This is a genomic window from Kineococcus sp. TRM81007 (assembly GCF_022669155.1).
In the GTDB taxonomy this organism is placed as follows: domain Bacteria; phylum Actinomycetota; class Actinomycetes; order Actinomycetales; family Kineococcaceae; genus Kineococcus.
This window is the reverse complement of the sequence record NZ_JALBVB010000053.1, coordinates 134,090-159,680: the sequence shown is the minus strand read 5'-3', so window position 1 is coordinate 159,680 and position 25,591 is coordinate 134,090. Positions and strand designations below refer to the sequence as shown.

Annotated in this window: 26 protein-coding genes; 15 read left to right on the top strand and 11 right to left on the bottom strand. The window is 75.8% G+C overall.

The window, feature by feature from the left end; all coding sequences use genetic code 11:
* Positions 1-49 precede the first annotated feature (49 nt).
* The 5 genes from MN205_RS12275 to MN205_RS12255 all read left to right on the top strand — a co-directional run bounded on the left by MN205_RS12275 (position 50) and on the right by MN205_RS12255 (position 6,931).
* Positions 50-823, top strand: a complete 774-nt coding sequence (locus MN205_RS12275) for a response regulator transcription factor (RefSeq protein ID WP_242127629.1) — start codon at positions 50-52, stop codon at positions 821-823.
* A complete protein-coding gene (locus MN205_RS12270; protein ID WP_242127627.1) occupies positions 820-1,998 on the top strand; it encodes a HAMP domain-containing sensor histidine kinase in 1,179 nt (392 codons plus the stop codon). Before MN205_RS12275 ends, MN205_RS12270 begins: the two co-directional genes overlap by 4 nt.
* A 103-nt stretch (positions 1,999-2,101) precedes the next feature.
* Complete coding sequence (locus MN205_RS12265; RefSeq protein ID WP_242127625.1) at positions 2,102-5,974, top strand: multifunctional oxoglutarate decarboxylase/oxoglutarate dehydrogenase thiamine pyrophosphate-binding subunit/dihydrolipoyllysine-residue succinyltransferase subunit; 3,873 nt, start codon at positions 2,102-2,104, stop codon at positions 5,972-5,974.
* Between the two features lie 100 nt (positions 5,975-6,074).
* Positions 6,075-6,332 (top strand): hypothetical protein, encoded by a 258-nt coding sequence (locus tag MN205_RS12260; RefSeq protein ID WP_242127623.1) that lies wholly within the window; start codon positions 6,075-6,077, stop codon positions 6,330-6,332.
* The gene (locus MN205_RS12255) at positions 6,329-6,931 is read left to right on the top strand and encodes a GDSL-type esterase/lipase family protein (RefSeq protein WP_242127621.1); all 603 of its coding nucleotides are present in this window, start codon (positions 6,329-6,331) and stop codon (positions 6,929-6,931) included. The genes MN205_RS12260 and MN205_RS12255 overlap by 4 nt, the downstream gene beginning before the upstream one ends.
* A gap of 31 nt (positions 6,932-6,962) precedes the next feature.
* Here the strand turns inward: MN205_RS12255 and MN205_RS21910 are convergent, their stop codons facing one another.
* Positions 6,963-7,715: an AAA family ATPase gene (locus MN205_RS21910; RefSeq protein ID WP_242127619.1), complete on the bottom strand. Its 753-nt coding sequence runs from the start codon at positions 7,713-7,715 to the stop codon at positions 6,963-6,965.
* A 181-nt stretch (positions 7,716-7,896) separates the two neighbouring features.
* On the opposite strand from MN205_RS21910, the gene MN205_RS12245 reads away from it, so the two are divergent.
* Genes MN205_RS12245 through MN205_RS12235 form a run of 3 tightly spaced genes read left to right on the top strand, consistent with a single transcriptional unit; the run spans position 7,897 to position 10,564 of the window.
* On the top strand, positions 7,897-8,814 hold the full coding sequence (locus tag MN205_RS12245) for an ABC transporter substrate-binding protein (RefSeq protein WP_242127617.1): 918 nt from the start codon (positions 7,897-7,899) through the stop codon (positions 8,812-8,814).
* Positions 8,811-9,779: an amino acid ABC transporter permease gene (locus MN205_RS12240; protein WP_242127615.1), complete on the top strand. Its 969-nt coding sequence runs from the start codon at positions 8,811-8,813 to the stop codon at positions 9,777-9,779. The genes MN205_RS12245 and MN205_RS12240 overlap by 4 nt, the downstream gene beginning before the upstream one ends.
* A complete protein-coding gene (locus MN205_RS12235; RefSeq protein ID WP_308220277.1) occupies positions 9,776-10,564 on the top strand; it encodes an amino acid ABC transporter ATP-binding protein in 789 nt (262 codons plus the stop codon). Before MN205_RS12240 ends, MN205_RS12235 begins: the two co-directional genes overlap by 4 nt.
* Before the next feature lie 22 nt (positions 10,565-10,586).
* On the opposite strand, the gene MN205_RS12230 is transcribed toward MN205_RS12235, so the two are convergent.
* Genes MN205_RS12230 through MN205_RS21900 form a run of 3 tightly spaced genes read right to left on the bottom strand, consistent with a single transcriptional unit; the run spans position 10,587 to position 13,210 of the window.
* Positions 10,587-11,336: a GAF and ANTAR domain-containing protein gene (locus MN205_RS12230; RefSeq protein WP_242127613.1), complete on the bottom strand. Its 750-nt coding sequence runs from the start codon at positions 11,334-11,336 to the stop codon at positions 10,587-10,589.
* A gap of 58 nt (positions 11,337-11,394) precedes the next feature.
* The gene (locus MN205_RS21905; protein ID WP_242127611.1) at positions 11,395-12,417 is read right to left on the bottom strand and encodes a PDR/VanB family oxidoreductase; all 1,023 of its coding nucleotides are present in this window, start codon (positions 12,415-12,417) and stop codon (positions 11,395-11,397) included.
* The gene (locus tag MN205_RS21900; RefSeq protein WP_242127609.1) at positions 12,410-13,210 is read right to left on the bottom strand and encodes an MOSC domain-containing protein; all 801 of its coding nucleotides are present in this window, start codon (positions 13,208-13,210) and stop codon (positions 12,410-12,412) included. Before MN205_RS21900 ends, MN205_RS21905 begins: the two co-directional genes overlap by 8 nt.
* Positions 13,211-13,317: 107 nt before the next feature.
* On the opposite strand from MN205_RS21900, the gene MN205_RS12215 reads away from it, so the two are divergent.
* Both MN205_RS12215 and MN205_RS12210 read left to right on the top strand, forming a co-directional pair.
* Positions 13,318-13,836 carry a DinB family protein gene (locus tag MN205_RS12215; RefSeq protein WP_242127607.1) on the top strand — a complete coding sequence of 173 codons (519 nt, stop codon included), beginning with the start codon at positions 13,318-13,320 and terminating at the stop codon, positions 13,834-13,836.
* A gap of 78 nt (positions 13,837-13,914) precedes the next feature.
* Positions 13,915-16,029, top strand: coding sequence for a methyl-accepting chemotaxis protein (locus tag MN205_RS12210; RefSeq protein WP_308220276.1), 2,115 nt, complete (start codon positions 13,915-13,917; stop codon positions 16,027-16,029).
* A gap of 22 nt (positions 16,030-16,051) precedes the next feature.
* Here MN205_RS12210 and MN205_RS12205 read toward each other — a convergent pair whose 3' ends face one another.
* The gene (locus MN205_RS12205) at positions 16,052-16,957 is read right to left on the bottom strand and encodes a YihY/virulence factor BrkB family protein (RefSeq protein WP_242127604.1); all 906 of its coding nucleotides are present in this window, start codon (positions 16,955-16,957) and stop codon (positions 16,052-16,054) included.
* A complete protein-coding gene (locus tag MN205_RS12200; RefSeq protein WP_242127603.1) occupies positions 16,954-17,997 on the bottom strand; it encodes a GlxA family transcriptional regulator in 1,044 nt (347 codons plus the stop codon). The genes MN205_RS12205 and MN205_RS12200 overlap by 4 nt, the downstream gene beginning before the upstream one ends.
* Before the next feature lie 100 nt (positions 17,998-18,097).
* Between MN205_RS12200 and MN205_RS12195 the strand changes: the two genes are divergently transcribed.
* Positions 18,098-18,304: a hypothetical protein gene (locus MN205_RS12195; RefSeq protein WP_242127600.1), complete on the top strand. Its 207-nt coding sequence runs from the start codon at positions 18,098-18,100 to the stop codon at positions 18,302-18,304.
* A gap of 52 nt (positions 18,305-18,356) precedes the next feature.
* Here MN205_RS12195 and MN205_RS12190 read toward each other — a convergent pair whose 3' ends face one another.
* On the bottom strand, positions 18,357-19,487 hold the full coding sequence (locus tag MN205_RS12190) for a type IV pilus twitching motility protein PilT (RefSeq protein ID WP_374115932.1): 1,131 nt from the start codon (positions 19,485-19,487) through the stop codon (positions 18,357-18,359).
* Positions 19,488-19,589: 102 nt separating this feature from the next.
* On the opposite strand from MN205_RS12190, the gene MN205_RS22345 reads away from it, so the two are divergent.
* Positions 19,590-19,664, top strand: a complete 75-nt coding sequence (locus MN205_RS22345) for a 50S ribosomal protein bL37 (protein ID WP_099052597.1) — start codon at positions 19,590-19,592, stop codon at positions 19,662-19,664.
* A 64-nt stretch (positions 19,665-19,728) separates the two neighbouring features.
* On the opposite strand, the gene rsrA is transcribed toward MN205_RS22345, so the two are convergent.
* The 3 genes from rsrA to MN205_RS12175 all read right to left on the bottom strand — a co-directional run bounded on the left by rsrA (position 19,729) and on the right by MN205_RS12175 (position 21,524).
* Entirely contained in the window at positions 19,729-20,007 is a 279-nt protein-coding gene (gene rsrA, locus MN205_RS12185) for a mycothiol system anti-sigma-R factor (protein ID WP_242127596.1), read from the bottom strand.
* On the bottom strand, positions 20,004-20,759 hold the full coding sequence (locus MN205_RS12180; RefSeq protein ID WP_374115921.1) for a sigma-70 family RNA polymerase sigma factor: 756 nt from the start codon (positions 20,757-20,759) through the stop codon (positions 20,004-20,006). The genes rsrA and MN205_RS12180 overlap by 4 nt, the downstream gene beginning before the upstream one ends.
* Positions 20,760-20,843: 84 nt before the next feature.
* Entirely contained in the window at positions 20,844-21,524 is a 681-nt protein-coding gene (locus MN205_RS12175) for an SOS response-associated peptidase (protein WP_242127592.1), read from the bottom strand.
* A 215-nt stretch (positions 21,525-21,739) separates the two neighbouring features.
* Here MN205_RS12175 and MN205_RS12170 point away from each other — a divergent pair, with 215 nt between their 5' ends.
* From MN205_RS12170 to rsgA, 3 genes are all read left to right on the top strand, one after another.
* The gene (locus tag MN205_RS12170; RefSeq protein ID WP_242127590.1) at positions 21,740-22,207 is read left to right on the top strand and encodes a DoxX family protein; all 468 of its coding nucleotides are present in this window, start codon (positions 21,740-21,742) and stop codon (positions 22,205-22,207) included.
* A 110-nt stretch (positions 22,208-22,317) separates the two neighbouring features.
* Positions 22,318-23,673, top strand: coding sequence for a 3-phosphoshikimate 1-carboxyvinyltransferase (gene aroA, locus MN205_RS12165; protein ID WP_242127588.1), 1,356 nt, complete (start codon positions 22,318-22,320; stop codon positions 23,671-23,673).
* A 25-nt stretch (positions 23,674-23,698) separates the two neighbouring features.
* Positions 23,699-24,778, top strand: a complete 1,080-nt coding sequence (gene rsgA, locus MN205_RS12160; protein WP_242127586.1) for a ribosome small subunit-dependent GTPase A — start codon at positions 23,699-23,701, stop codon at positions 24,776-24,778.
* 51 nt (positions 24,779-24,829) lie between these two features.
* Here rsgA and MN205_RS12155 read toward each other — a convergent pair whose 3' ends face one another.
* Positions 24,830-25,510, bottom strand: coding sequence for a vitamin K epoxide reductase family protein (locus MN205_RS12155; protein ID WP_242127584.1), 681 nt, complete (start codon positions 25,508-25,510; stop codon positions 24,830-24,832).
* Positions 25,511-25,591: the final 81 nt, after the last annotated feature.

Genomic DNA, 25,591 nt, shown 5'->3' with positions numbered 1-25,591 from the left:
CCGCGCCCGCCGCGGCTGCGCCGGTGCCGGCGCGCCCTACCGTGGGTCCATGACCACGGGCACCTCCCCCGCCGGCGGCGCCGCCGGCGCTCCCACCCCCTCCCGCACGGCCGTCGTCGTCGAGGACGAGCCGACCATCGCCGACGCCGTCGCCCGGCGCCTGCGCGCCGAGGGCTACGCGGTGGAGACCGCCGGCGACGGCCCCGGCGGCGTGGAGCTGTGCGAGCGGGTGGGCCCGGACGTCGTCGTGCTGGACGTCATGCTGCCCGGCTTCGACGGCCTGGAGGTGTGCCGGCGCGTGCAGGCGTCGCGGCCCGTGCCGGTCCTCATGCTCACCGCGCGCGACGACGAGACCGACAAGCTCGTCGGCCTGGGCGTGGGCGCGGACGACTACATGACCAAGCCGTTCTCGATGCGTGAGCTCGTCGCCCGCGTCAACGCCCTGGTGCGCCGGGTGGAGCGGGCCCGGCAGCTGGTGGGCACCCCCGCGGCGGTCGGCACGCTGACCTTCCCCGTCGACGGCGGTGAGCTGGTGGTCGACCGCGACCAGCGCCGGGTGCGCCGCTCGGGCGCCGAGGTGCACCTGACGCCCACCGAGTTCGACCTGCTGGTGTGCCTGGCGGCGTCCCCGCGCACCGTCCTGACGCGCGAGAAGCTGCTGGAGGAGGTGTGGGACTGGGCCGACGCCTCCGGCACCCGCACCGTCGACAGCCACGTCAAGGCGCTGCGGCGCAAGCTGGGGGCGGACCTGGTGCGCACGGTGCACGGCGTGGGCTACGCCTTCGAGCCCGCCGGGCCCGCCCCGGCGGAGGGCGCGCCGTGAGCGGCGGCGAGCGCGGCGCGGGCCCGCCCCCGCACGCGGGCACGGGGCTCACGGGGCCTATCCCGCTGACCGGCGCGGCCCGCGACGCGCGCGTGCGGGCCCGGGAGAGCGTGCGCGGCGACGCCGCGGCGACCCGCCCGTCCCGGCGCAGCTGGCCCGACGTGCGACCGCTGGACCCGGTGCACTCGCTGAAGACGAAGCTGGCGCTGCTGGTCGCGGCGTCGGTGACGGTGGCCTCCCTGCTGGTGTGGGCGGGGCTGCGGCTGGACCAGCTGCGCATCGGGCCCCGCTACACGCTGCCGCTGGCGATCGTCGTCACGCTGGTCTTCACGCAGCTGCTGGCGCGCGGCATGACCTCGCCGCTGCGGGAGATGACCGCGGCCGCGCGCGCCATGGCCACCGGGGACTACTCCCGGCGGGTGCGTTCCACGAGCAGCGACGAGGTGGGCGAGCTGGCCGACGCCTTCAACCGGATGGCGCAGGACCTGGAGGCCGTGGACCGCGAGCGCCGCGAGCTGGTCGCGAACGTCAGCCACGAGCTGCGCACGCCGGTCTCGGCGCTGCACGCGGTGATGGAGAACCTCGTGGACGGGGTCACCGAGCCGGACCACGAGACCCTCGGCACGGCGCTGGCGCAGACGGAGCGGCTGGGCCGGCTGGTCGAGCAGCTGCTGGACCTGTCGCGGCTGGACGCCGGGGCGGTGTCGCTGGACCGCGAGGAGCTGGCGCTGGAGCCGTTCCTGGGGCAGGCGACGCGCGCGATGTCGATGACGGGCCGGGACGTCCGCTACGTGCTCGACGTGGACCCGGAGGGCCTGTCGGTGCAGGTGGACTCAGCGCGGCTGCACCAGGTGGTGGCGAACCTGCTGGACAACGCCTCGCGGCACTCCCCGCCGGGGGGCACGGTCACGGTGTCGGCGCACGCGGCCGGCCCGGTGGTGCGCATCAGCGTGCAGGACGAGGGGCCGGGCATCGCCGACGCGGACCGCGAGCGGGTGTTCGAGCGCTTCCAGCGCGGCAGCGCGCGCACCGACGGCGGCACGGGGCTGGGGCTGGCGATCGCGCGGTGGGCGGTGCAGCTGCACGGCGGCACGATCCGCGTGGGGCCGACACCCCCGCAGGGCGGCTGCCGCATCGACGTGCACCTGCCGCGGGAGGTCGCGTCCGCCCGCTGACGACGGGCGCGGCGCGCGTCGCGCCGTGCCGCGCCGCTCCCGGGCGCGGGTAGGGTGGGAGTGCGCCCGCGTAGCCCGACCCGAGGAAGAAGGCGACAACGCCGTGCCTCAGCAGCCCTCGCCCCACGAGGACAAGCTCGCCACGTTCGGCCCGAACGAGTGGCTCGTCGACGAGCTGTACGAGCAGTACCTGAAGGACAAGCACTCGGTCGACGAAGCCTGGTGGGACTTCTTCGCCGACTACACCCCCGCGGACAACCCGGCCGGGTCCACCACCGCCGGCTCGGCGAACGGCTCGGCGAACGGCTCGGCGAACGGCTCGGCGAACGGCTCGGCGAACGGCTCGGCGGGCGACAGGTCCGCCCCGCGCGACACCGGCGCCGCGGCCCCCGCGCAGACCCCGGCGCCCGCGGAGGCGAGCAGCCCGGCGCCCGCGAAGGCCCCCGCCCCGGCGCCCGCGAAGGCCCCCGCGGCGCCGGCCGCGCGCACCACGACCCCCTCCGAGGCGCCCGCGAAGGCCCCCGCCCCGGCGCGGGCGGCCGGCGGCGCCCCGGCCCGGGTGCCCGCGAAGGCCCCGGCGCAGACGGCGTTCCCGGAGCGGGACACCGTGGAGAAGCTGCGCGGCCCCGCCGCGCGCGTGGTGGCGAACATGGAGGAGTCGCTCGAGGTCCCCACGGCCACGAGCGTGCGGGCGGTCCCGGCGAAGCTGCTGGTGGACAACCGCATCGTCATCAACAACCACCTCAAGCGGGCCCGCGGCGGCAAGGTCTCCTTCACGCACCTCATCGGGTACGCGATCGTCGAGGCGCTGGGGCAGATGCCGTCGATGAACGCGGCGTACGCCCTGGACGAGAAGGGCAAGCCCGCCGTCCTGCAGCCCGCGCACGTCAACCTGGGCATCGCCATCGACCTGCCCAAGCCCGACGGCTCCCGCCAGCTGATGGTGCCGGCGGTCAAGGAGTGCGAGACCAAGGACTTCGCGGAGTTCTGGGCCTCCTACGAGGACGTCGTGCGCCGGGCGCGCGGCGGCAAGCTGACCACCGAGGACTTCGCGGGCACCACGATCAGCCTGACCAACCCCGGCACCATCGGCACCGTCCACTCGGTGCCGCGGCTGGTCAAGGGCCAGGGCGCGATCGTCGGCGTCGGCGCGATGGAGTACCCGGCGGAGTACCAGGGCGCCAGCGAGGAGACCCTGACCCGCCTGGCGGTCAGCAAGGTCATCACGCTGACGTCCACGTACGACCACCGCATCATCCAGGGCGCCGGCTCCGGCGAGTTCCTGCGGATCGTGCACGCCAAGCTGCTGGGCGAGGACGGGTTCTACGACCGCGTCTTCCAGGCCCTGCACATCCCGTACCAGCCGATCCGCTGGACCGCTGACATCTCGGTCTCGCACGACGACCAGATCAACAAGACCGCGCGCGTGGTGGAGCTCATCCACGCCTACCGGGTGCGCGGGCACCTCATGGCCGACACGGACCCGCTGGAGTACCGCCAGCGCGTCCACCCGGACCTCGAGATCGAGTCGCACGACCTGACGCTGTGGGACCTCGACCGCGAGTTCCCCACCGGCGGCTTCGGCGGCAAGGCGCACATGAAGCTGCGCGACGTCCTCGGCGTGCTGCGCGACTCCTACTGCCGCACCGTCGGCATCGAGTACATGCACATCCAGGACCCGGAGCAGCGCCGCTGGATCCAGGACCGCGTGGAGCGCCCGTACGCCAAGCCCAGCGCGGCCGAGCAGCTGCGGATCCTGCGCCGCCTGAACGCCGCGGAGGCGTTCGAGACGTTCCTGCAGACGAAGTACGTCGGGCAGAAGCGCTTCTCGCTGGAGGGCGGCGAGTCCGTCATCGCGCTGCTGGACGCGCTGCTCTCGCGCGCGGCCACCGCCGGCCTGGACGAGGTGTGCCTGGGCATGGCGCACCGCGGCCGCCTGAACGTCCTGACGAACATCGCCGGCAAGAGCTACAGCCAGGTGTTCCGCGAGTTCGAGGGCGTGCAGGACCCGCGCACCGTCCAGGGCTCCGGCGACGTGAAGTACCACCTGGGCACCGAGGGCACCTTCACCGGTGAGGACGGCGAGCGGACCAAGGTCTACGTCGCGGCCAACCCCTCCCACCTGGAGGCCGTCGACCCCGTCCTGGAGGGCGTGGCGCGCGCCAAGCAGGACCGGCTGAACAAGGCGGGCGCCTCGTTCCCGGTGCTGCCGGTGCTGCTGCACGGCGACGCCGCGTTCGCCGGCCAGGGCGTGGTGGCCGAGACGCTGAACCTGTCGCAGCTGCGCGGGTACCGCACCGGCGGCACCGTGCACGTGGTCATCAACAACCAGGTCGGCTTCACCACCGGCCCGGCCTCGGCCCGCTCCTCGGTGTACGCCACCGACGTCGGCCGCATGATCCAGGCGCCGATCTTCCACGTGAACGGCGACGACCCCGAGGCGTGCGTGCGGGTGGCGCAGCTGGCGTTCGAGTTCCGTCAGGAGTTCGACAAGGACGTCATCATCGACATGGTCTGCTACCGCCGACGCGGCCACAACGAGGGCGACGACCCGTCGATGACGCAGCCGCTGATGTACAACCTCATCGAGAAGAAGCGCAGCGTCCGCAAGAGCTACACCGAGCAGCTCATCGGCCGCGGCGACATCTCGGTGGAGGACGCGGAGGAGGCGCTGCGCGACTACTCCGCCCAGCTGGAGCGGGCGTTCGCGGAGACGCGCAACGGCGAGGCGAGCGGCGGCGACGGCGACAGCCGCGGCGGCCTGGAGCGCCCCAGCGCGCAGGAGGCCGACGACCACACCCCGCACGCCACCCGGCCCACCGCGGTGGACGCCTCGGTGCTGGAGCACATCGGGCGGGTGCAGGCGAACCCGCCGGAGGGCTTCACCGTCCACCCGAAGCTGCGCCAGCTGCTGGACCGGCGCGAGCAGATGTCGCTCGAGGGCGGCGTCGACTGGGGCTGGGGCGAGCTGCTGGCGTTCGGCTCGCTGCTGCTGGAGGGCACACCGGTGCGCCTGGCCGGTCAGGACTCCCGCCGCGGCACGTTCGTGTCCCGGCACGCGGTCCTCACCGACCGCGTCACCGGCGAGGAGTGGACGCCGCTGCTGCACCTGGGCGGCGAGGGCCGCGAGCAGGCGAAGTTCTGGATCTACGACTCGCTGCTGAGCGAGTACGCGGCGATGGGCTTCGAGTACGGCTACTCCGTGGAGCGCCCCGACGCCCTGGTGCTGTGGGAGGCGCAGTTCGGCGACTTCTTCAACGGCGCGCAGACCGTCATCGACGAGTTCATCGCCGCCGGCGAGCAGAAGTGGGGCCAGCGCTCCTCGGTCGTGCTGCTGCTGCCGCACGGCTACGAGGGCCAGGGGCCGGACCACTCCTCCGGCCGCATCGAGCGGTTCCTGCAGATGTGCGCCGAGGACAACATGACGGTGGCGGTGCCGACGACGCCGGCCAGCCACTTCCACCTGCTGCGCCGCCAGGCGTACGCCCGCCCGCGCCGCCCGCTCGTCGTCTTCACCCCGAAGTCGATGCTGCGGCTGAAGGCGGCGCAGTCGGCGGTGGAGGACTTCACCACCGGCACCTTCCGCGAGGTCATCGGCGACGAGTCCGGCCTGGACCCGCGGGAGGTCGACCGCGTCCTGCTCTGCAGCGGCAAGGTCTACTGGGACCTGGTCGCCGAGCGCGCCAAGCGCGGCGACGAGCGCACCGCGATCGTGCGGGTGGAGCAGCTGGCGCCGCTGCCGGTGGACGCGCTGCTGGAGGCCGCCGGCGAGTTCCCGGGCGCCGAGCTGGTCTGGGTGCAGGAGGAGCCGGCCAACCAGGGCGGCTGGCAGCACGTGGCGATGAACCTGTTCCACCGCTCCGAGACGCGCCTGCGGCGCGTGTCGCGGCCCGCGTCGGCGTCCCCGGCCGCCGGGTCGGCCAAGCGCCACCAGGCCGAGCAGCAGCAGCTCGTGGCGGAGGCCTTCGACCGCTGAGCAGCGGCCGCTGAGCACCGTGCGCCCGACGCCCCCACCGCCCACCCGGGCGGCGGGGGCGTCGTCGTGGGCCGGCCCCGACGCGGAGGAGGTGGACCACGTGGCGGTGAGGACACCGGAGGGCGGTCGCCCGGTCTCCCGGGACGAGCACGACGCGCTGCCGGAGGACCCCCGTGTGGAGCACGTCGACGGGCACCTGCTCGCGAGCCCGAGCCCGACGCGGTGGCACCAGGAGCTGTGCGTCGACCTGCTGCTGGACGTCGCGGCGCTGCCGGGTCCGCAGGCGCACTACCCTGGCTCGCGCACTCCCCCGACAGACGACAGGAGCACCACACCCGTGCGCGAGGACCAGCTGTGAACGGCCGCTACGACGTGCGGGTGTGCCTGGTGGGCGACGAGTTCGTGACCGGCGTGGGCGACCCGCGCGCGCTGGGCTGGGTGGGCCGCGTCTCGGCCCGCACCCCCCGCGAGGACCGCGACATCACCCTGTACCCGCTGGGCGTGCCCGGCGAGACCACCACCGACCTGAACGCCCGGTGGCGCGACGAGACGGCCCGCCGCTTCGCCGGCGGCGACGAGCACCGCCTCGTCGTGGGCCTGGGGCACGCCGACCTCGACGCGGGCACCACGCTGGCGCGCAGCCGGCTGAACCTGGCGAACGTCCTCGACGAGTGCGAGGCGCGCGGTCTGCCGACGCTCGTGGTCGGCCCCACCCCGGTGGCCGACGAGGACCGCAACGACCGCATCGCGGACCTCGCCGACGCCTTCGCGGACGTGTGCACCCGTCGCCGGGTGGTGTACGTGGACACCTTCGGGCCGCTGGCGAACCACGAGGACTGGTACGCCGACCTCGCCGCCGGCGACGGCGTGCACCCCGGGCAGGCCGGCTACGGGCTGCTCGCGTGGCTGGTGCTGCACAGCGGCTGGTACGACTGGCTGGGCGTCCCGCAGCCCTGACCCGCCGGGGGCGGGGCGCACCGGCGCGGCGTCACAGCAGGCGGCGCCAGTACCGCTCCGGGGCGTCCAGGAAGAAGCGCCACTCGCGCACCAGGTCCAGCTCCTCCCACTCCACGGGCGTCAGGCCGCGCTCGTCGAGCTGGAGCACGTGCGCGCCGGGCAGCGCCGTCAGCAGCGGGGAGTGCGTCGCGCACAGCACCTGCCGGCCCTCCGCGGCCGCCGCGGCGAGCGAGGCGCCCAGCAGCAGCTGGTTCTCGAACGACAGCGCCGACTCCGGCTCGTCGAGCAGCAGCACCGACGCCTCGCGCACCCACCGGCTGCGCAGCAGCACCTCGGTGAACCCCTCGCCGTGGCTGACGCGGTGCAGCGCGTGCGGGCGCGGCGGGCCGTCGCCGGTGTGCGCCGCCTCCTCCAGGTAGGTGTAGAAGCGGTGCGCGGTCTCGGCGCGCAGGAAGAACACCGACCCGCGCCGCCCCGCCGAGCGCACCACCCGCAGCCGGCCGGCGAGACCGGAGCGGTCGGCCCCGCGCCCCCGGTCCGCCCCGGCCAGGTGCGCGGCCGAGCCGCCCTCGGGGTGCACGCCCAGCACCTCCGCGACCGCCTCGACGACCGTGGACTTGCCGGTGCCGTTCGCACCGACGAGGAACGTCACCCCGGCCGGCAGGTCCAGCCCCTCGCGCAGCAACTGCGCCACCGCCGGCACCGCGTCCGGCCAGGCACCCGGGTCCACCGCGGCCCCGGGGACGCGTTCGACGCGGCGCACGGCTCGACCCTCGCTCCTCACGCGGCCCAGGGTGCCGCGGCCCACCGACACCGCGGCGGCAGCGCGCGACCGGCCGGGCACGCGGCGGCGCCCCGGCGTGACGTCCGCGTGACGAACCCCCTCCGCGTGGACCGCCGTGCACCCGCGCCCCGCGGCGTGGTCCACACTGTCCTGGCTCACCACGACTCCGGAGGTACGTCCCGTGCTCCTCAGCACCCCCCGCAGGTCCCTGCTCGGCGCGGCCGGCACGTTCGCGCTCGGCGCCCTGGCCCTGGCCGGGTGCGGGTCCGACTCCCTGTCCGGGACCACGCCCTCCTCCCCGGCGTCCGCGGCGGCGGCGGAGATCACCGCCGACCCCGCGCTGACCGCGATGCTGCCGCAGTCCGTGCAGGACTCCGGGGTCCTGCGCGTGGGCACCAACGCCGAGTACGCGCCCAACGAGTTCCTGCGCGGCGGGGAGGTCGTCGGCATGGACATCGACCTGATGGACGCCGTGGCCGCCAAGCTGGGCGTCGAGGCCGAGTACCAGAACGCCGGGTTCGACACCCTCATCACCGGCGTGCAGGGCAACCGCTACGACGCGGCGATCTCCTCGTTCACCGTCAACGCCGAGCGGCTGGAGCAGGTGAACATGGTCCAGTACTTCGAGGCCGGCACCCAGTGGGCGGTGCGCGAGGGCAACCCCGACGGGATCGACCCGGACTCCCCGTGCGGCGCGACCGTCGCCGTCCAGAACGGCACCGTGCAGGCCGACGTGGACCTGCCCGCCCGCCAGCAGGCGTGCGCCGACGCCGGCGAGCCGGCCGTCGACGTGGTCCCCTTCGACTCCCAGCAGGACGCCACGGCGGCGCTCGCGCAGGGCCGGGTGCAGGCCGTGCTGGCCGACTCCCCCGTCCTGGGGTACGCCGTGCAGCAGACCGAGGGCATCGAGCTGGTCGGCGACGTGTACGACGCCGCCCCCTACGGCGTCGTCGTGCCGAAGGAGCAGACGCAGACCGCCGAGGCGATCTCGCAGGCGTTCCGGGCCATCGCCGAGGAGGGCGCCTACGACGCCGCGATCGAGGCGTGGGGCGCGCAGGACGGCGCCGTGGACGAGTTCCCGGTGAACCCGGCGCAGTGAGCGGGCACGGCTCCGTCGAGGACGCCCGTCCCGGGCGGATCGACGCGGTGGAGGTGCGCCACCCGTGGCGGTGGGTGGCGCTGGCGGTCATCGCGGTGCTCGTCGCGATGCTCGCGCACCTGCTGGTGACCAGCCCCGCGTTCGACTGGGCGTTCACCCTGGAGGTGATGAACCAGACGGCGGTCATCCGCGGCCTGCTGCTGGGCACCCTGCTGATGACGGTGCTGGCCATGGTCATCGCCGTCGTCGTCGGTGTCCTGCTGGCGATCGCCCGGTTGTCGGACAACCCGCTGCTGTCGGGCGCTGCGTGGGTGTACACGTGGTTCTTCCGCTCGATCCCCCGGTACGTGCTGCTGTTCCTCACCGGCACCCTCGGGGCCCTGTTCGCGGACGGGCTCTCGCTCGGCGTGCCGTTCGACTTCCTGCTCACCGACGTCCTCGGCACGCCGGAGCTGCGGTTCTTCTCCGTGGACCAGGCGACGGTGTACGCGTGGCTCGGCGGGTACGCCGGCGGCGTGCTGGCGCTGGGGTTGTCCGAGGCCGCGTACATGGCGGAGATCGCGCGCGCCGGCCTGCTCAGCGTCGACCGGGGCCAGCACGAGGCCGCCGCCGCGCTGGGCATGACCCAGCGGCAGGTGATGCGCCGGGTCGTCCTGCCGCAGGCGATGCGCGTGATCGTGCCGCCGACGGGCAACGAGGTCATCGCGATGGTGAAGGACACCTCGCTGCTGAGCGCGCTGCCGGTGACCGTGGAGCTCTTCTACCAGGTCACGCTGATCAGCGGCCGCACGTACCAGGTGCTGCCCGCGCTGGCCGCGGCGGTGATCTACTACCTCGTCCTGACCAGCGTGCTGATGGTCGGGCAGCACTTCCTGGAGCGGCGCTTCGGCCGCGGGTTCGGCCAGGGCGCCGGTGCGAGGACCGCGGCCGCGGGTGTCGCCGTCGGGCCGGGAGCGCAGAAGTGAGCGCCGGCGCGGCCCGCGAGCCGCTCGTGCGGGCGGTGAACGTCCACAAGTCGTTCGGGCAGGTGGAGGTGCTGCGCGGCGTGGACCTCGACGTCCACGCCGGGGAGGTCGTGTGCCTGCTGGGCCCCTCCGGTTCGGGCAAGACGACGTTCCTGCGCTGCATCAACGCCCTGGAGCGCATCGACGGCGGGCGCATCCGCGTCGACGGCGAGCTCATCGGCCTGGAGGAGCGCGGCGGGCGGCTGCACCGGCTGCCGGACGCGCGCATCGCCGCGCAGCGCCGCGACATCGGCATGGTGTTCCAGCGCTTCAACCTGTTCCCGCACATGACGGCCCTGGAGAACGTCACCGAGGCGCCCGTGCGGGTGCGCGGGGTCGCCCGGGCCGAGGCGCGCGAGCGCGCGCTGGCGCTGCTGGAGCGCGTCGGCCTGGCCGACCGGGTGCACAACTACCCGGCGCAGCTGTCCGGCGGTCAGCAGCAGCGCGTGGCCATCGCCCGGGCGCTGGCGATGCGGCCGAAGCTGATGCTGTTCGACGAGCCGACGTCCGCGCTGGACCCCGAGCTCGTCGGGGAGGTGCTGGCGGTGATGCGCGAGCTCGCCGCGGACGGCACCACGATGGTCGTGGTGACGCACGAGGTGGCGTTCGCGCGCGAGGTCGCCGACCAGGTGGTCTTCATGGACGGCGGTGTCGTCGTCGAGCGCGGGACCCCCGCCGACGTGATCGGCGCCCCGCGCCACGAGCGCACCCGGGCGTTCCTGGCGCGTGTGCGCGACGACGACTGACGGCGGGAGCGCGGCGGCCGGTTCAGCGCGGGGCCGGCCGCCCCGTCCCCGCGCCCGGCTCGGCCAGCTCCCCGGTCTCCAGGACCTCGGTGGCCACGTCGCGCAGCTTGCGGTTGGCGTGCTGCGAGACCCGGCGCAGGTCGGCCACGGCCTGCTCGCGGGTGATCTTCCGCAGCGCCATGAGGACGCCGACGGCTGCGCCGATGTCGCGGTTGGAGGCGACGGCCTCGGCGAGGTTGGCCGCCCGCTGCCGGTGGGCGAACGCCGTGACGGCCCCCGCGGCGACGGCCACCAGGAGGTCGGCCCGGGCGCGGTGGGCGGGGGGCAGGCCGCCGGGGACGGCGTACACGTTCAGGCCGGCCGCCCACTCGAGGTCCTGCGGCGGCACCAGCGGCATCGACAGGACGCTGCCCACACCCAGGTCCGTGAAGCGGCGCACCACGTGCGGCCAGCGCTCGTCCGTCCCCACGTCGGGCACGTGCACGGCGCGGCCGGAGGCGATGGCCTCCAGGCACGGGCCGGCGCCGGCGGCGTACTGCAGCTCGTCGCCGCGCAGGGGCTCCTCGCCGGAGGCGGCGACGGTGGTGGCGCGCGGGCCGCGGCGGACGGTCACGCTGGCGCCGCGCAGACCGGGAAGCACCGTCAGGAACGCCTGCACGACGGCCTCACCGGCCTCCGCCACCTCGCGGGCCCGGCCGACCGCCGCGGAGAGCGCCTCCGCCGCGTCCGCGAGGACGGCGACCTCCTGCTGCGGGGTCGTCGGGTCGCTCACGAACGTCAACGCTGGCCTCCCACCGACGGGGTACGAGGCTCTTGCTTGAACCGGCTGATCAAATCCTAGTGGACGCGCCGGGCACCGGCGCACCGGGCGCCGGGCCGCCGGGGCCCACCGGGTCCACCGGGGTCACGGGGTCGTCCACGGGGGCCACGACGAGCTCCCGCGAGCGCGCCCGGGACACGCACGGCATGACGAAGCCGCCGCGCTCCTCCCCGGTGAGGACCAGGTCGCGGTGCTCCGCCTCCCCGCCCAGCAGGCGCAGCCGGCACGTGCCGCAGGTGCCGGAGGCGCAGGAGGCGTCCACGGCGATGCCGGCGCGCCCCAGCGCGGCCAGCAGCGTGGTGTCCTCGCCGACCTCCACGCGCGCGCCCGTGGGCGCCCACACGGCGGTGAACGGCAGCCGGCGCCCGCCCAGGGGGTCGACGCCGGCGAAGTCCTCCACGTGCACCCGGCTGGGCCGCCAGTGCACCGTCAGGGCCAGGACCTCCTCGACCAGCTCCGTGGGCCCGCAGCAGTACACGCGGGCGTCGTCGTCGGGCTCGGCCAGGTGCGGCCACAGGTCGAGGCGGCCGTGCAGGGCGCTGTGGTGCACCACGGAGCCGTCGGCGGAGAACTCGTCGAGGAACGCCGTCTCCTCCGGGCTGCGCGTCAGGTACAGCACGGTGACGGCCGCGCCGCCGCGCTCGCGCAGCTCACCCACCATCGAGCGCACGGGCGTGATGCCGATGCCGCCGGCGACGAACAGGTAGCGCCGCGCGCGGCGCAGCGGGAAGGCGTTGGCGGGCTCGGAGACGGCCAGCTCGTCGCCGGCGGCGACGTCGTCGTGCATGCTCACGGACCCGCCGCGCCCGCCGGTGTCGCGGCGCACGCACAGCACGTACCGCCGCGGGGCGCGTGAGCCGGGCTCGACGAGGCTGTAGCTGCGCCGGTGCCCGGCGGGGGTGGTCACGCTCACGTGCGCGCCGGAGCGGTAGCCCGGCAGCGACCCGCCGGCCGGGTCCACCAGGACGAAGCGGCGCACCGAGGGCGTCAGGTCCTCGGTCTCGGCGACCCGCAGCCGCAGGTCCTCAGGCACGCACCCCACCCCCCACGGCCAGCGTGCCGCCGGTGACGACCTCGACGTAGAGGCCCATGAGCTGGTGGCCGTACGTGCGCTCCAGCAGCTGCGGCACGGGCAGGTCGCGGCGGCCGGTGGCCGGGTCGACCTCGGTGGCCGCGCAGCGCACCGTGGGCTTCTCCCCGCGCACGCGCACCCCGCCCAGGTCGAACTCGCCGCCCACCAGGTCCAGCTCGCTGAAGGCGGGCAGGCCGTCGACGTGCACGTTGGCGCGGAAGCGCAGCGGGTCCACCGGCGCACCCGTGCGCTGCTCGAGGTCGCGCACGGAGGCCAGGTTGAGGACGGAGACGAGCTCCATCGCGCGGTCGCCGCCGGGGGCGGTGTCGGTGAAGCGGCGCCCCTCCTCGTGCGCCCACACCGGCAGCTCGCCGGGCGGCAGGTCCAGGACGCGGGCGAACAGCTCCAGGACGCGCTGCACGCCCGCGTCCGTGCGCAGGTCGGCGCGCAGCACCTCGTGCCCGCGCACGGCGACGGTGAACGCACCCGTGGCGGGGTCCAGACGGGTGGTGAGGCCGGCGAGGCGGGCCTCGTCGACGAGGACGAAGAACTGCCGCTTGGAGATGCCCCGGCGCACGCCCGGCGCGTACTCGCCGCCGGGACGGGCCAGCGCGAACCAGCGGTCGAAGGGGAACGCGCGCCCCGGGCTCAGCTCCACCTCGGCCAGCGGCTGCGGGCTCAGGCCCTTGACCGGGTACACGTGCAGCGCCGCCACCGCGGCCCCCCCGCTCGTCCCCCCGCTCCTCGTCGTCACGGCGCCACGGTAGCGAGGCGGCCCGGTCGTCCCGCCTCCCGGCTTCCCGCGTCCCGGCTTCCCGCGTTCCGGCCGCGGGCGGGGCACCGGCCACTAGCCTGCTCACCGTGACGAGCCCTCAGAGCACGGCGAGTGAGAAGACGGCCGGCGAGAAGCGGGTCCTGGTCGCCGCCCTGGAACGGCAGCGCCAGGCCGTGCTGTGGAAGCTGGAGGACCTCGATGACGAGCGGCTGCGCCGGCCCCTGGTGCCGTCGGGCACCTCGCTGCTGGGCATCGCCAAGCACCTCGCCTCGGTCGAGAACGGCTGGTTCGGGCGCACGTTCGGGCGGGCGAACGAGGAGGTGCCCGACCAGGCCCTGGCCGAGGACCCGCACGCGGAGTGGCGCATCCACCCGTGGGAGACCACCGAGGGCGTGCTCGCCTACTACGCGCGGGCCCGCGCCGCCTCCGACGCGGTGGTCTCCGAGCTGAAGCTCACCGACCGCGGCACCACCCGCCACGGCGAGGCGGTCTCGCTGCGCTGGGTGCTGGTGCACATGGTGCAGGAGACCGCCCGGCACGCCGGGCACGCCGACGTGCTGCGCGAACTGCTCGACGGCCGCACCGGCGAGCGCCCCGGCGCCTGAGCACCCCCGGTCGGTGACCTCGGCGAACCTCCCGGCGGGTGGGACGAAGGTCCCGCCCACGCTTGCCGATGGGGTGCCGTGCCTCCCCTCCGCCCCCGCTCCCTGCGTTCGCAGATCCTGGTCCCCGGCGTGGGCGCCGTCGTGGTCACCGCCGGCCTGCTCAGCGCCCTGACCGCCTGGCAGGTCGGCGACCTCGCCGACGCCACCTCCGGCGACGTGCGCGCGATGTCCGAGCAGTCCCTGCGCGACGCGGGCGGGCAGGTGCTGACCACGGTGGCCACCCAGTCCGCCGCCGTGCAGTCGCAGCTGGACGGCGACCTGCGCACCACCGACGAGCGGCTGCTGTCGCTGGGTGCGCCGCGCCTGGGGGGCAGCGCCACCTGGACGGCCACGAACCAGGTCACCAAGGAGGCCGTGCAGGTCACCGTGCCGCAGCTGCTGTTCGGGGACACCTCGCTGGGCCAGGTGACCGACCCCGCCCAAACCGTGCCGGCGGTGGACGCCGTGGCCGCGCTGACCGGCGCCCCGGTCACCGTGTTCCAGCGCGTCAACGAGGCCGGCGACATGCTGCGGGTGGCGACGACCGTGGTCGGCGCGAACGGGAAGCGCAACATCGGCACGTACGTCCCCGCCGTGAAGGAGGACGGCAGCGCCACCCCGGTCGTGGCCTCGCTGCTCGCCGGGGAGACGTACCACGGCACCGCCGTCGTCGCCGACCAGCCGTACGTGACCGTGTACGAGCCGCTGCTCATCGACGGCGAGGTCGCCGGTGCGGTGTTCGCCGGGCTGCCGCAGGCCGACGTCACCGAGGACCTGCGCGCCCGGCTGGGCGAGGCGACGGTGGGCCGCACCGGCCAGTACGCCGTCTTCTCCAGCGCCGCCGCCTCGCGCGGCACCGCCGTGGTCGCTCCCGAGGGGGCCGCGGACGGCGACGCGATGCTCGACGCGCGCGACGCCGACGGCGAGCCGTACGTGGAGCGCCTGCTGGAGCTGGCCGCGGACCTGCCCGACGGCGGGTTCACCACGACGACCGTCGAGCTGCCCTCCGGCCCGCAGACCGTGGGCGTCTCGCGCTACGCCGCCTACGACTGGGTGGTCACCAGCTGGCTGCCCGAGGCGGACACCGCGGCCGTCACCGACCGCATCGCCGCGGAGCGCACCGCACTGGTGCGCGACAACGTCCTGGCCGGCCTGGCGCTCGCCGTCGTCCTGGGGGTGCTCGTGGCCGTGCTGGTGCGCCGCATCGTCGGGCGCATCACCCGCCTGACGGCGGTGCTGCGCCGGGTGGCCGACCGGGACCTGTCCGCGGCGGGCACCGCGCACGACGACGGCGCCGACGAGATCGGCGAGATGGGCCGCGCGCTGGACGACGCGGTGGCCGGCATGCGCGAGGCGCTCACGGCCATGAGCCGCGGCTCCGGGCGCCTGTCCGGCACCGCCGCCGGCCTGGAGAGCGCCAGCGCCCAGCTCTCCGGCACCGCCGGCAGCACCTCCGCGGAGATCGCGCAGGTCGCCGGTGACGCCGGGGGCGTCTCCGAGGGCGTGCGGGACGTCGCCGAGGCCGTCGAGCAGCTGCGCGCGGCCGCCGACGAGGTCTCCGCCACCACCAGCGGTGTGACGGTCGTGGCCGGGGAGGCCGTGCAGCTGGCGCAGGCTGCCACGGGCACCGTCGAGCGCCTCGGCGGCTCCTCGCAGCAGATCGCCGACGTGCTGCGCACGATCACCGCGATCGCGGGTCAGACGAACCTGCTGGCGCTGAACGCCACCATCGAGGCCGCGCGCGCCGGGGAGGCCGGTTCCGGGTTCGCCGTCGTCGCCGAGGAGGTCAAGGAACTGGCGCGCCAGACGGCGCAGGCCACCGAGGAGATCGCCCCGACGCTGACGGCCGTGCAGACGGAGGCGGCGGCGGTGCGCGCCGACATCGACTCCATCTCCCGCACGATCGCGCACATCGACGCGCAGCAGGCCACCATCGCCTCGGCGGTCGCCGAGCAGCTGGCCACGACCACCTCGATCGGTGAGACGCTGCGCGCGGCGGCAGCCGGCTCGGGCGGCATCGCCGGGGCCCTGTCCACGGCGGCGGACTCGGTGGCCGGCACCACCGAGCAGGCCGCCTCGGTGCGCACGGCGGTCTCGGAGCTGACGCAGGTGGCGTCGGACCTGGACGCGGTCACCCGGCAGTTCACCCTCTGACCGCGAGCGGTGCGCCCGCGGATCAGCCGCGCAGGCCGGCGCGCCGGGCCGCGGGGCGGGTGCCCGCCGGCGGCGCGGGCACGCGGCGCCGTTCCAGCTCCAGGGTCAGGGCGTAGCCGTACACGGTCAGCGCCGTCAGCACCCACAGCCACAGGCACACCGCGACGGCGCCGCCGACCTGCGTGTAACCGCCGAACGGGGCGCCGAGGTCGACGGGGATGGCGAGGAAGAGCACGAACCCCTGCAGGAAGCCGGAGATGAACGCCCCGGTGCCGAAGGCGCCCCACAGCGTCGCCCACCAGCCGGCGCGCACCGGTCCCAGCACCCGGTAGACGTACACCAGCACCGGGGAGACCACGAGCCAGTCCACGTTGAGGGCGACGTACACCGCCAGCGCCGTGCGGGCGGTGCCGGTGCCGAACCACCCGGCGAGGAACGGGGCCACCTCGAGCACGGCGAGGAACCCCACCGGCGCCAGCAGCAGCAGGGGGGCGGCACGCAGCCGCACCCGCCACGCCCCGGCGCGCCCGCGCACCGGGGGTGGTGGCGGCTCGGGGTACCGCACGCTGACCCGGGCGAAGCCGCGGCGCAGCCCCTCGCCGTACACGGTGGCCGGCACGAGCGCCACCAGCACCGCGAGCCAGCCGACCTCCACGGCCGTGCGCACCAGGTCGCCGACGACCCTCCCCGCGCCCTGCGCCTCGGGCAGGGCGCTCCCGACGGCGTCACCGAGCTCGACGACGCGCTCGGGCCCGAGCAGCACGGCCAGCAGCCGCACCGCCACGACGAGCGAGGGCACCAGGGCGATCGCGGCGTAGAACGTGACACCGGCCGAGACGAGGAACAGGTCGTGCCCGTGCAGGCGGGTGCCGACGTCGGCGAGCAGCGAGCGCAGCCGGACCCACCGGCCCCCACCGGGAGCGCTCACGCGCCGGCCGGGACGGGTCGGGCGGGCGCCTGCTGCGGCACCGGGGTCCGGGTGGGCACGGTCAGCGGCGTGGCGCGCGGCTCGCGCGCCCCCCGGTAGGCGCGCCGGTACGCGGTGGGGGTGGTGCCCACCAGTCGCACGAAGTGCTGGCGCAGCATCGCCGCGGAGGAGAACCCGCAGCGGCGGGCCACCTCGTCGACGCCGTCGTCGCCGTCCTCCAGCAGCAGCCGCGCGGCGGCGACGCGCTGCTCCAGCAGCCAGCGGTGCGGGGTGACGCCGGTCTCGGCGCGGAAGCGGCGCGCGAAGGTGCGCGGGGACATGGCCGCCGAGCGCGCCCAGCGGGCGATGTCGAGCTCCTCGTCCAGGTGGGCCGCCGCCCACGTCAGGGCGCGCTGCAGGGACTCGTCGGCGCACGGGCGCACCGGCGCCTCCACGTACTGCGCCTGCCCGCCGTCGCGGTGCGGCGGCACCACCATGCGCCGCGCGATCGCGGTGGCGACGGCGGTGCCGTGGGCCTCGCGCACCAGGTGCAGGCACAGGTCGATGCCGGCGGCGGTGCCGGCGCTGGTGGCGATGGGCCCGTCCTGCACGTAGAGCACGTCGGGCACGACCCGCACGGCGGGGAACTCCCGGGCCAGCTGCGCGGCGTAGCGGTGGTGCGTGGTGGCCCGCCGGCCGTCGAGGTAGCCACCGCGGGCCAGGGTGAAGGCGCCGCTGCACAGGCTGGCGACGGTGGCGCCGCGGCCCAGGGCGGCGTCCAGGTGGGGGACGAGGGCGGCGACGTCCGGCCCGCGCAGCGCCTGCGAGGGGCCGATGAGGACCAGGTCGGCCTCGTCCACGGGGTCCAGGCCGTGGTCGGGAGTGAGGGTGAACCCCTGGGCGGAGCGCACCGGTGCCCCGCCGGGAGCGCACACCGAGAACTCGAAGGCGGGCACGCCGTCGCCGGTGCGGTCGACGCCGAACACCTCGCAGCCGATGGCGAACTCGAAGGTGGAGAAGTCCTCGCCGACGACCACGGCGACCGAGCGCAGGGAGTCCACGCGGGGAGTCTGCCAGTGCCCGGCGGAGTTGGCAGGATGACGACGAACATCGGCAGAGCTGCCACTCGGCGGCCCGGGCGCACACGGGCACGCTCACGCCGTGACGTTCTCCGACTGGTTCTGGCTCACCGTCCTCGTCGTCCCGCCCGCGCTGGGCCCGCTGTCCTGGTACCTCGCCGCCGGCCACAGCGCCGACGGCCCCTGCGCCGGCCCCGACGGCCCGCAGGGCCCCGGTGGCCCGGGAGGCACCGAGCGGCCCCGCGTGCCCGCGCCGCGCGGCGGCTCCGGCGCGCTCGTGCGGCGCTGACGCGCAGAGCACCCCGGCGCCGCCCCGGCCGCGCACCGGTGGGGCGGCGGCGTCAGGCCACCAGCCCCAGGCGCCGCAGCTCCACCCCCAGGTCGTGCGGGCTGGTCGCCGCCTGCTGGGCGTCCTCCAGCGTGACGACCCCGTCGCGCACCAGCTCCACCAGGTGCTGGTCGAAGGTCTGCATCCGGTAGTACCCGCCCTCGCGGATCAGGTCGGTGATCAGGTGGGTCTTGTCCGGGTCGGCGATCGCGTCCGCGACGCGCCCGGTGTTGACGCACACCTCCATGACCACGCACCGGCCGCGCCCGTCCGCGCGCGGCACCAGGCGCTGGCACACGATGCCGCGCAGCGACCCCGCCAGCGCCAGGCGCACCTGCTTCTGCTCGTGCGGGGGGAAGAAGTCGATGATGCGCGAGACCGTCTCCGCCGCGTCGATGGTGTGCAGCGTGGACATGACGAAGTGACCGGTCTCCGCCGCCGACAGGGCCGCCTTGACCGTCTCGGTGTCGCGCATCTCCCCCACCAGGATCACGTCCGGGTCCTGGCGCATCGCCGCGCGCAGCCCGCTGGTGAAGTCCGCCGTGTCCAGGCGCACCTCGCGCTGGCTGACCAGCGACAGCTTGTCCGCGTGGAGGATCTCGATGGGGTCCTCGAGGGTGACGATGTTGCTCTCGCGCGTGGAGTTGACGTGGTCGATCATCCCCGCCAGCGTCGTCGTCTTGCCCGAGCCGGTGGGGCCGGTCACCAGCAGCAGCCCGCGGTGCTCCAGCGCCAGCTGCTCCAGCACCGGCGGCACCCCCAGCCCCGACAGCGGCACGGCCTGCGCCGCCACCCGCCGCAGCACCAGGCCCACCGCCCCGCGCTGGCGGAACGCGTTGACGCGGAAGCGGCCACCGCCGCCGGGCAGGCTGTGCGCGAAGTCCGCCTCGCTCGTGCGCGCGAACTCCTCCACCAGGTCCGGGCGCAGGATCTGCCGCAGCATCTCCTCGGTGTCGCCGGCCGTCAGCGCCGGCGCCTGCAGCTGGCGCAGCCTGCCGTCGATGCGCACCCGCGGCGGCGAGCCCGCCTTGCAGTGCAGGTCGGAGCCGCGCAGCTCCACCAGGGCCCGCAGGTAGGGCGTGATGAGCGGTTCGGCACCGTCCCGGCCCGCCCCCCGCGCGTCGGCCGCCGGGGTGCTCTCCACGATCGTCACCCAGCCCGCATCGGGCGGGCCGCACCCGACCTTGAGCACCCGTCACCCCGTGGGACGATGGGAGCCGGAGATCTCGACAGGGAGGAGCAGCTCATGAGCAAGCGAGGCCGCAAGCGCCGCTCGCGCAAGGGCAACGCCGCGAACCACGGCAAGCGCCCCAACGCCTGAGCAGGCGCACGGGAACGACGAGGGGCCCCGGACCGCACNGGGGCCCCTCGTCACGTCCGGGCGCTCAGCGCGCCACGGCGCTCACCTCGGTGATGTGCACGAGGATGCGCGCCCGCAGCTGCGTCGGTGCGGTCTCGCACGGGCAGCCGTCGCGGATGGCCCGCTTGAGCTTCTCGTCCTCGGCGATCTGCTCCACGCAGCTCGCGCACTCCTCCAGGTGGGCCCGGAGCCGTTCGCAGTCGAGGTCGGCCATCTCGCCGTCGAGGTACTCGAAGGCCCGCTCGAGGACCTCGCGGCACTCCTGGCCGGGCCCGGCGACCTCGCGCTTCTGTTGACCGCTCACTTCGCCACCTCCGTCTCGCGCGCGGCACCCGACACGCCGCGATCGACGGCGTAGTCGCGCAGCAGCTCGCGCAGCTGGCGCCGGCCCCGGTGCAGGCGCGACATCACGGTCCCGATGGGGGTGCCCATGATCTCGGCGATCTGCTTGTAGGCGAAGCCCTCCACGTCGGCGAGGTACACCGCCATGCGGAAGTCCTCCGGCACCTGCTGCAGCGCGCGCTTGACGTCGGTGTCCGGCAGGTGGTCGAGCGCCTCGGTCTCCGCCGAGCGCAGCCCGGAGGAGGTGTGCGACTCCGCCCGCGCCAGCTGCCAGTCCTCGATCTCGTCCGAGTGCGACTGCTGCGGCTCGCGCTGCTTCTTGCGGTAGGTGTTGATGTACGTGTTCGTCAGGATCCGGTACAGCCAGGCCTTCAGGTTCGTGCCCGGCGCGTACTGGTGGAACGCCGCGTAGGCCTTGGCGAAGGCGTCCTGGACGAGGTCCTCGGCGTCGGAGGGGTTGCGCGTCATGCGCAGCGCCGCGGAGTAGAGCTGGTCGAGGAAGGGCAGCGCGTCGCGCTCGAAGCGCGCGGCCCGTTCGTCCGCGGTCTCCTCCGAGGGCGCCCTCGAGGTCTGTTCGGTCATCGGGAACGAGCCTAGGCCCTCACCGCGCCGGGCGCTCAGCACGCCCGTCGGGCGCCGTTCGTCCCGGCGGCCCGGGGGCCCGGCCGAACGGCGGGGCCCGGTGCGGGCACCGGTCGTCTCTACCACCAGCATGCCCGCGACAACGCCCCCCGCGGCGGGCCCATTCCGTCCCCGGGCGCGCGACCGGGCCGCCCGCGCCCCGGTCCGCGCCCCGGTTCACGCCCCGGTGAGCTGCCCGGTGCGCAGGTCCACGACGCCCTCGAGCTCGGCCTCGGGCACCTCCTCGAGCAGGTGCGGGCCGTCCTGGCGCACGTCGCCCACCGCGCGCGGCACCGGGTGCGCGGTCAGGGCCGTGGCGAACTGGTCGCGCGGCACCGCGGCCAGCAGCGCGGCGACGTCCTCGGCGTCGTCGAGGGTGGGGTCCAGCCAGGCGTCGCGCAGGTCCCGCGGCACGAGCAGCGGCATCCGCTCGTGCAGCCGGTCCAGGCCGGGCTCGGCGGCGGTGGTGACCACCGCGAAGGTGACCAGCCAGCGGGCGGGGTCGCCGGGCGCCGCCGCCGGGTCCTGCCAGAACTCGTAGACGCCCGCCAGGGACAGCACGGAACCGTCGGCGGCGCGCACCGCGAAGGGCTGCTTGCGGGGCCCGCCCGCCCCGTCGCGCGCCACGGGGCTGACCTGCCACTCGTACCAGGCGTCGGCCGGCACCAGGCAGCGGCGGGCCAGCGCGGCCTGCGCGAAGGACGGCTTCTCCAGCAGCGTCTCGGCGCGGGCGTTCAGCGCCCGCGGGCCGCCGGAGGCGTCCTTCGCCCAGGACGGGACCAGCCCCCAGCGCAGCGACCGCAGCGAGCGGGCCGGCGGGGCGTCGGGCTCGCCCCTGCGGAAGCGCTCCAGGACCACCGGCGGGCTGCTCGTGGGCGCCACGTTGGAGGACGGGCGAACCCGCCGGGGCCGAGGGCCACCTCCTCGACCTCGAACTCCGCCACCAGCTCGTCCACGTCCCGCCGCAGGGCGTACCGACCGCACACGGGTGCCACCCTGGCACGCGGTCCCGACACGGCGCGGCGACCACCCCGGCGGGTGCGCGCGCGACGCCGGTGCGGTAGGCAACTCCCATGACTCTGGTGCGACGTGTGGCCCGACCGATGCTCGCCGCGGTCTTCATCAAGACCGGCATCGACCAGGTGCGCGGCGCCGCCGACCTCGCCCCGGCCGCCGAGCCGGTCGCCGAGCGGGTCGCCGGGCCGCTGCACCTGCCGCAGGACCCGGTGCAGCTGGTGCGCCTGAACGGGGCCGCCATGGCCGCCGCCGGCGTCCTCTTCGGCCTGGGCCGCGCCCCGCGGCTGTCCGCGGCCGTGCTGGCGGCCACCACCGCGCCCACCGCGTACGTGGCGCACCCGTTCTGGACGGAGAAGGACCGCTCGGTGCGCCAGGAGGTGCTGGGCGACTTCCTGAAGGACGTCGGCCTGCTGGGCGCGGCGCTGCTCGGGGCGGTGGACACCGCCGGCAAGCCGGGCCTGGCCTGGCGCGCGGGCCGCGCCGGCCGCGACGCGAAGCGCCTGGCGGCCACGAAGGTCGCCTGAGCCCCGGCGCTCCCCCACCCCGCCGCCCCCGGCGGTCCCCCACCCCGCCGCCCCCGGCGGTCCCGGCCCGCAGGTCGAGGACCGTCGGGGGTTGCTGCGAGGATGCCCGCGTGAGCCCGACGACAGCCGACGCCGTCCCCCCGTCACGACCGAGCCGGCCCACGCCCGAGCTGTGGCCCGCCCCCCGTGCGACGGGCCCGCTGGACGCCGTGGTCCCCGTGCCCGGCTCGAAGTCGCTGACGAACCGCTACCTCGTGGTGGCCGCGCTCGCCGAGCGCCCCTCCCTGCTGCGCGCCCCCCTCGTCTCGCGCGACACGACCCTCATGGTGGCCGGCCTGCGCGCCCTGGGCGCCCGCATCACCGAGGGCGGCGCCGAGGACGACCCGGAGGGCCTGGCGGCCGGCGACTGGCTGGTGCAGCCCGGGCCGGTCACCGGGGGCGGCCGCGTGGACTGCGGCCTGGCGGGCACCGTGATGCGCTTCCTGCCGCCGGTGGCCGCGCTGGCCGCCGAGCCGGTGGCGTTCGACGGCGACGCGCGCGCCCGCGAGCGCCCCATGGGTGCGGTGCTGGACGGCCTGCGCCAGCTGGGCGCCGTCGTCGACGACGGCGGGCGGGGCCTGCTGCCGTTCAGCGTGCGCGGGCCCGCCGGCGGCCTGCGCGGCGGCCCGGTGCGCATCGACGCCTCCGGCTCCAGCCAGTTCGTCTCCGCGCTGCTGCTGGTGGGGGCGAGCTGCCGCGAGGGGCTGGAGGTCGTGCACGACGGCCCGCCGCTGCCCAGCGCCCCCCACGTGCGGATGACCGTGGAGGTGCTGCGCGACGCGGGTGTCGTGGTCGACGACGCCACCCCGGGCCGCTGGGCCGTCGAGCCCGGGGAGGTCAACGCCCTGGACGTGCAGGTGGAGCCGGACCTGTCCAACGCCGGCCCGTTCCTGGCCGCGGCCGCCGCCGCCGGCGGGCGGGTGCGGGTGCCGGGCTGGCCGCAGTCGACCACCCAGGCCGGCGACCTGCTGCGCGACGTGCTGGACCAGATGGGCGCCGAGGTCTCCCTGGACCGCGACGGCCTCGTGGTGGAGGGCAGCGGCGAGCTGTACGGCCTGGACCTGGACCTGAGCGACGCGGGCGAGCTCACGCCCGTGGTCGCGGCGCTGGCGGCGCTGGCGTCCACCCCGACGCGGCTGCGCGGCATCGCGCACCTGCGCGGGCACGAGACGGACCGTCTCGCCGCCCTGGCCACCGAGCTGAACTCCCTGGGCGGGGACGCGGAGGAGACCGCCGACGGGCTGCTCATCCGGCCCCGCCCGCTGCACGGCGGGGTGTTCCGCACGTACGCCGACCACCGCATGGCCACCGCCGGGGCCGTGATCGGCCTGGCCGTGGAGGGCGTGCTCGTGGAGGACGTCGCCACCACCGGCAAGACGCTGCCGGACTTCCCCGGCATGTGGGCGGCCATGCTGCGGGGCGAGTGAGGACGGGTGAGCAGGTGAGGCTGACGTGAGCGACCGCCGCCGCCGGTGGGACGAGGACGACGTCCGCGTCCGGCCGAACCCGCGCGGCTCGCGCCCGCGCACCAAGGAGCGTCCCGCGCACGCGGACGCCGTGCCCGCCCTGGTGGTGGCGGTGGACCGGGGCCGGTCCACGTGCCTGGCCGAGCCGGGCACGCCCGCGGAGCGGGCGGTGACGGCGATGCGGGCGCGGGAGCTGGGCCGCACCGGCGTCGTCGTCGGCGACCGGGTGGGCCTGGTGGGCGACACGTCCGGGCGCACCGACACCCTGGCGAGGATCGTGCGCATCGACGAGCGCCGCACGGTGCTGCGGCGCACCGCCGACGACACCGACCCGGTGGAGCGCGTCGTCGTCGCCAACGCCGACCAGCTGGTGGTGGTCACGGCGGTGGCCGACCCGGAGCCGCGCGCGCGCATGGTGGACCGCTGCCTGGTGGCGGCGTACGTGGCGGGCATGCGCCCGCTGCTGTGCCTGACGAAGGGCGACCTGCGCCCGGCGCAGGAGGTGCTCTCGACGTGGGCGCCGCTGGGCCTGGACGCGGTGGTGACCTCCCGCGGCCCCGCCGGGGAGCTGGTGGGCCTGGAGGAGGTGCTCGAGCGGCTGCGCGGGCGCACCAGCGTGCTCGTGGGGCACTCGGGGGTGGGCAAGTCCACCCTCGTCAACGCCCTCGTGCCGGACGCCGGGCGCGCCACGGGTCACGTCAACGCCGTCACCGGCCGCGGCCGGCACACCTCCACCTCGATGGCGGCGCTGCGCCTGCCCGGCGGCGACGGCTGGGTCGTGGACACCCCGGGGGTGCGCTCGTTCGGCCTGGCGCACGTGGACCCGGAGGCGGTGCTGAGCGCCTTCCCCGACCTGGCGGCGGGAGAGGAGGGGTGCCCGCGCGGGTGCACCCACGACGAGGACGAGTGCGCCCTGGACGAGTGGGTCGCCTCCGGGCGCGCGGGCACCGCGGGCCCGGCCCGGCTGGCCTCGTTCCGGCGGCTGCTGTCCGCGCGCCGCGGCGAGGAGCGCGAGGACGAGCGCCCCCGTGAGCGGGACCGCGACCACGCGCACGACCGGGACTGACACGACCGGCCCGGGCGGCGCGGGTCGCGCTGCCCGGGCCGGGGGCACCGCTCAGAGCAGCGTGACCCAGTAGTCCCAGAAGGACACGCCGACCAGCACGGCGACCGCGGCCAGGGTCAGCACGACCAGCAGCGCCCGGAAGTCGACGACGGCGCGCGCCACGGGCCGCAGCGGCCGCGGCACGGGGACCAGCCCGCGGTCCAGGGCGTCGGCCAGCGAGACCCAGAAGGTCGTGACCACCACCACCCACACGACCATGCAGTACGGGCACAGGGCGTGGATGGTGAACAGGGCCGCGGCGACCAGCCAGCCGACGAACACCATCCCCAGCGCCAGGCCCGCCAGCAGACCGCGCTCCACCCGGCGCGGCAGCGCGGTGCCGGACAGCAGCAGCACTCCGAGGGTGGCGGTGACGGCGAAGGCCGCGATGCCGAGCAGCGGGTTGGGGAAGCCGAACAGCTCCGCCTGGGCGCTCTCCATGACCGTCTGGCAGGAGATGAAGGGGTTGACGCTGCAGCTGGGCCGGTAGCCGGGGTCGGTGGCCAGCCGGAAGCGCTCGACGGTGAGGACCATCGAGGCCAGGAGGCCGATCGCCCCGCCCAGGGCCAGCAGCAGGCCCCGTGCGCGCGGGGAGACCGGCAGGTGGGACAGGTGCTGCCCGCCCTGCTCGTCGAGGTGCTCGTCGCCGGGCTCGTCCCGGTGCTGCTGCGCCGCCGCGCTGGTGCCGGCCATCGCTCCTCCGTGCTCGTCCGGTCGGCGCCCGGCCGGTGCCGGGCGTCCTCACAGCATCCTCGGCGCACCTGGGAGCGGGCT

Coding starts and splice junctions, on each gene's coding strand:
- MN205_RS12275 (WP_242127629.1), top strand. CDS start 50: ATGACCACGGGCACCTCCCCCGCCGGCGGCGCCGCCGGCGCTCCCACC.
- MN205_RS12180 (WP_374115921.1), bottom strand. CDS start 20,759: ATGCTGGTGGTAGAGACGACCGGTGCCCGCACCGGGCCCCGCCGTTCG.
- MN205_RS12170 (WP_242127590.1), top strand. CDS start 21,740: ATGACTCTGGTGCGACGTGTGGCCCGACCGATGCTCGCCGCGGTCTTC.
- MN205_RS12155 (WP_242127584.1), bottom strand. CDS start 25,510: ATGGCCGGCACCAGCGCGGCGGCGCAGCAGCACCGGGACGAGCCCGGC.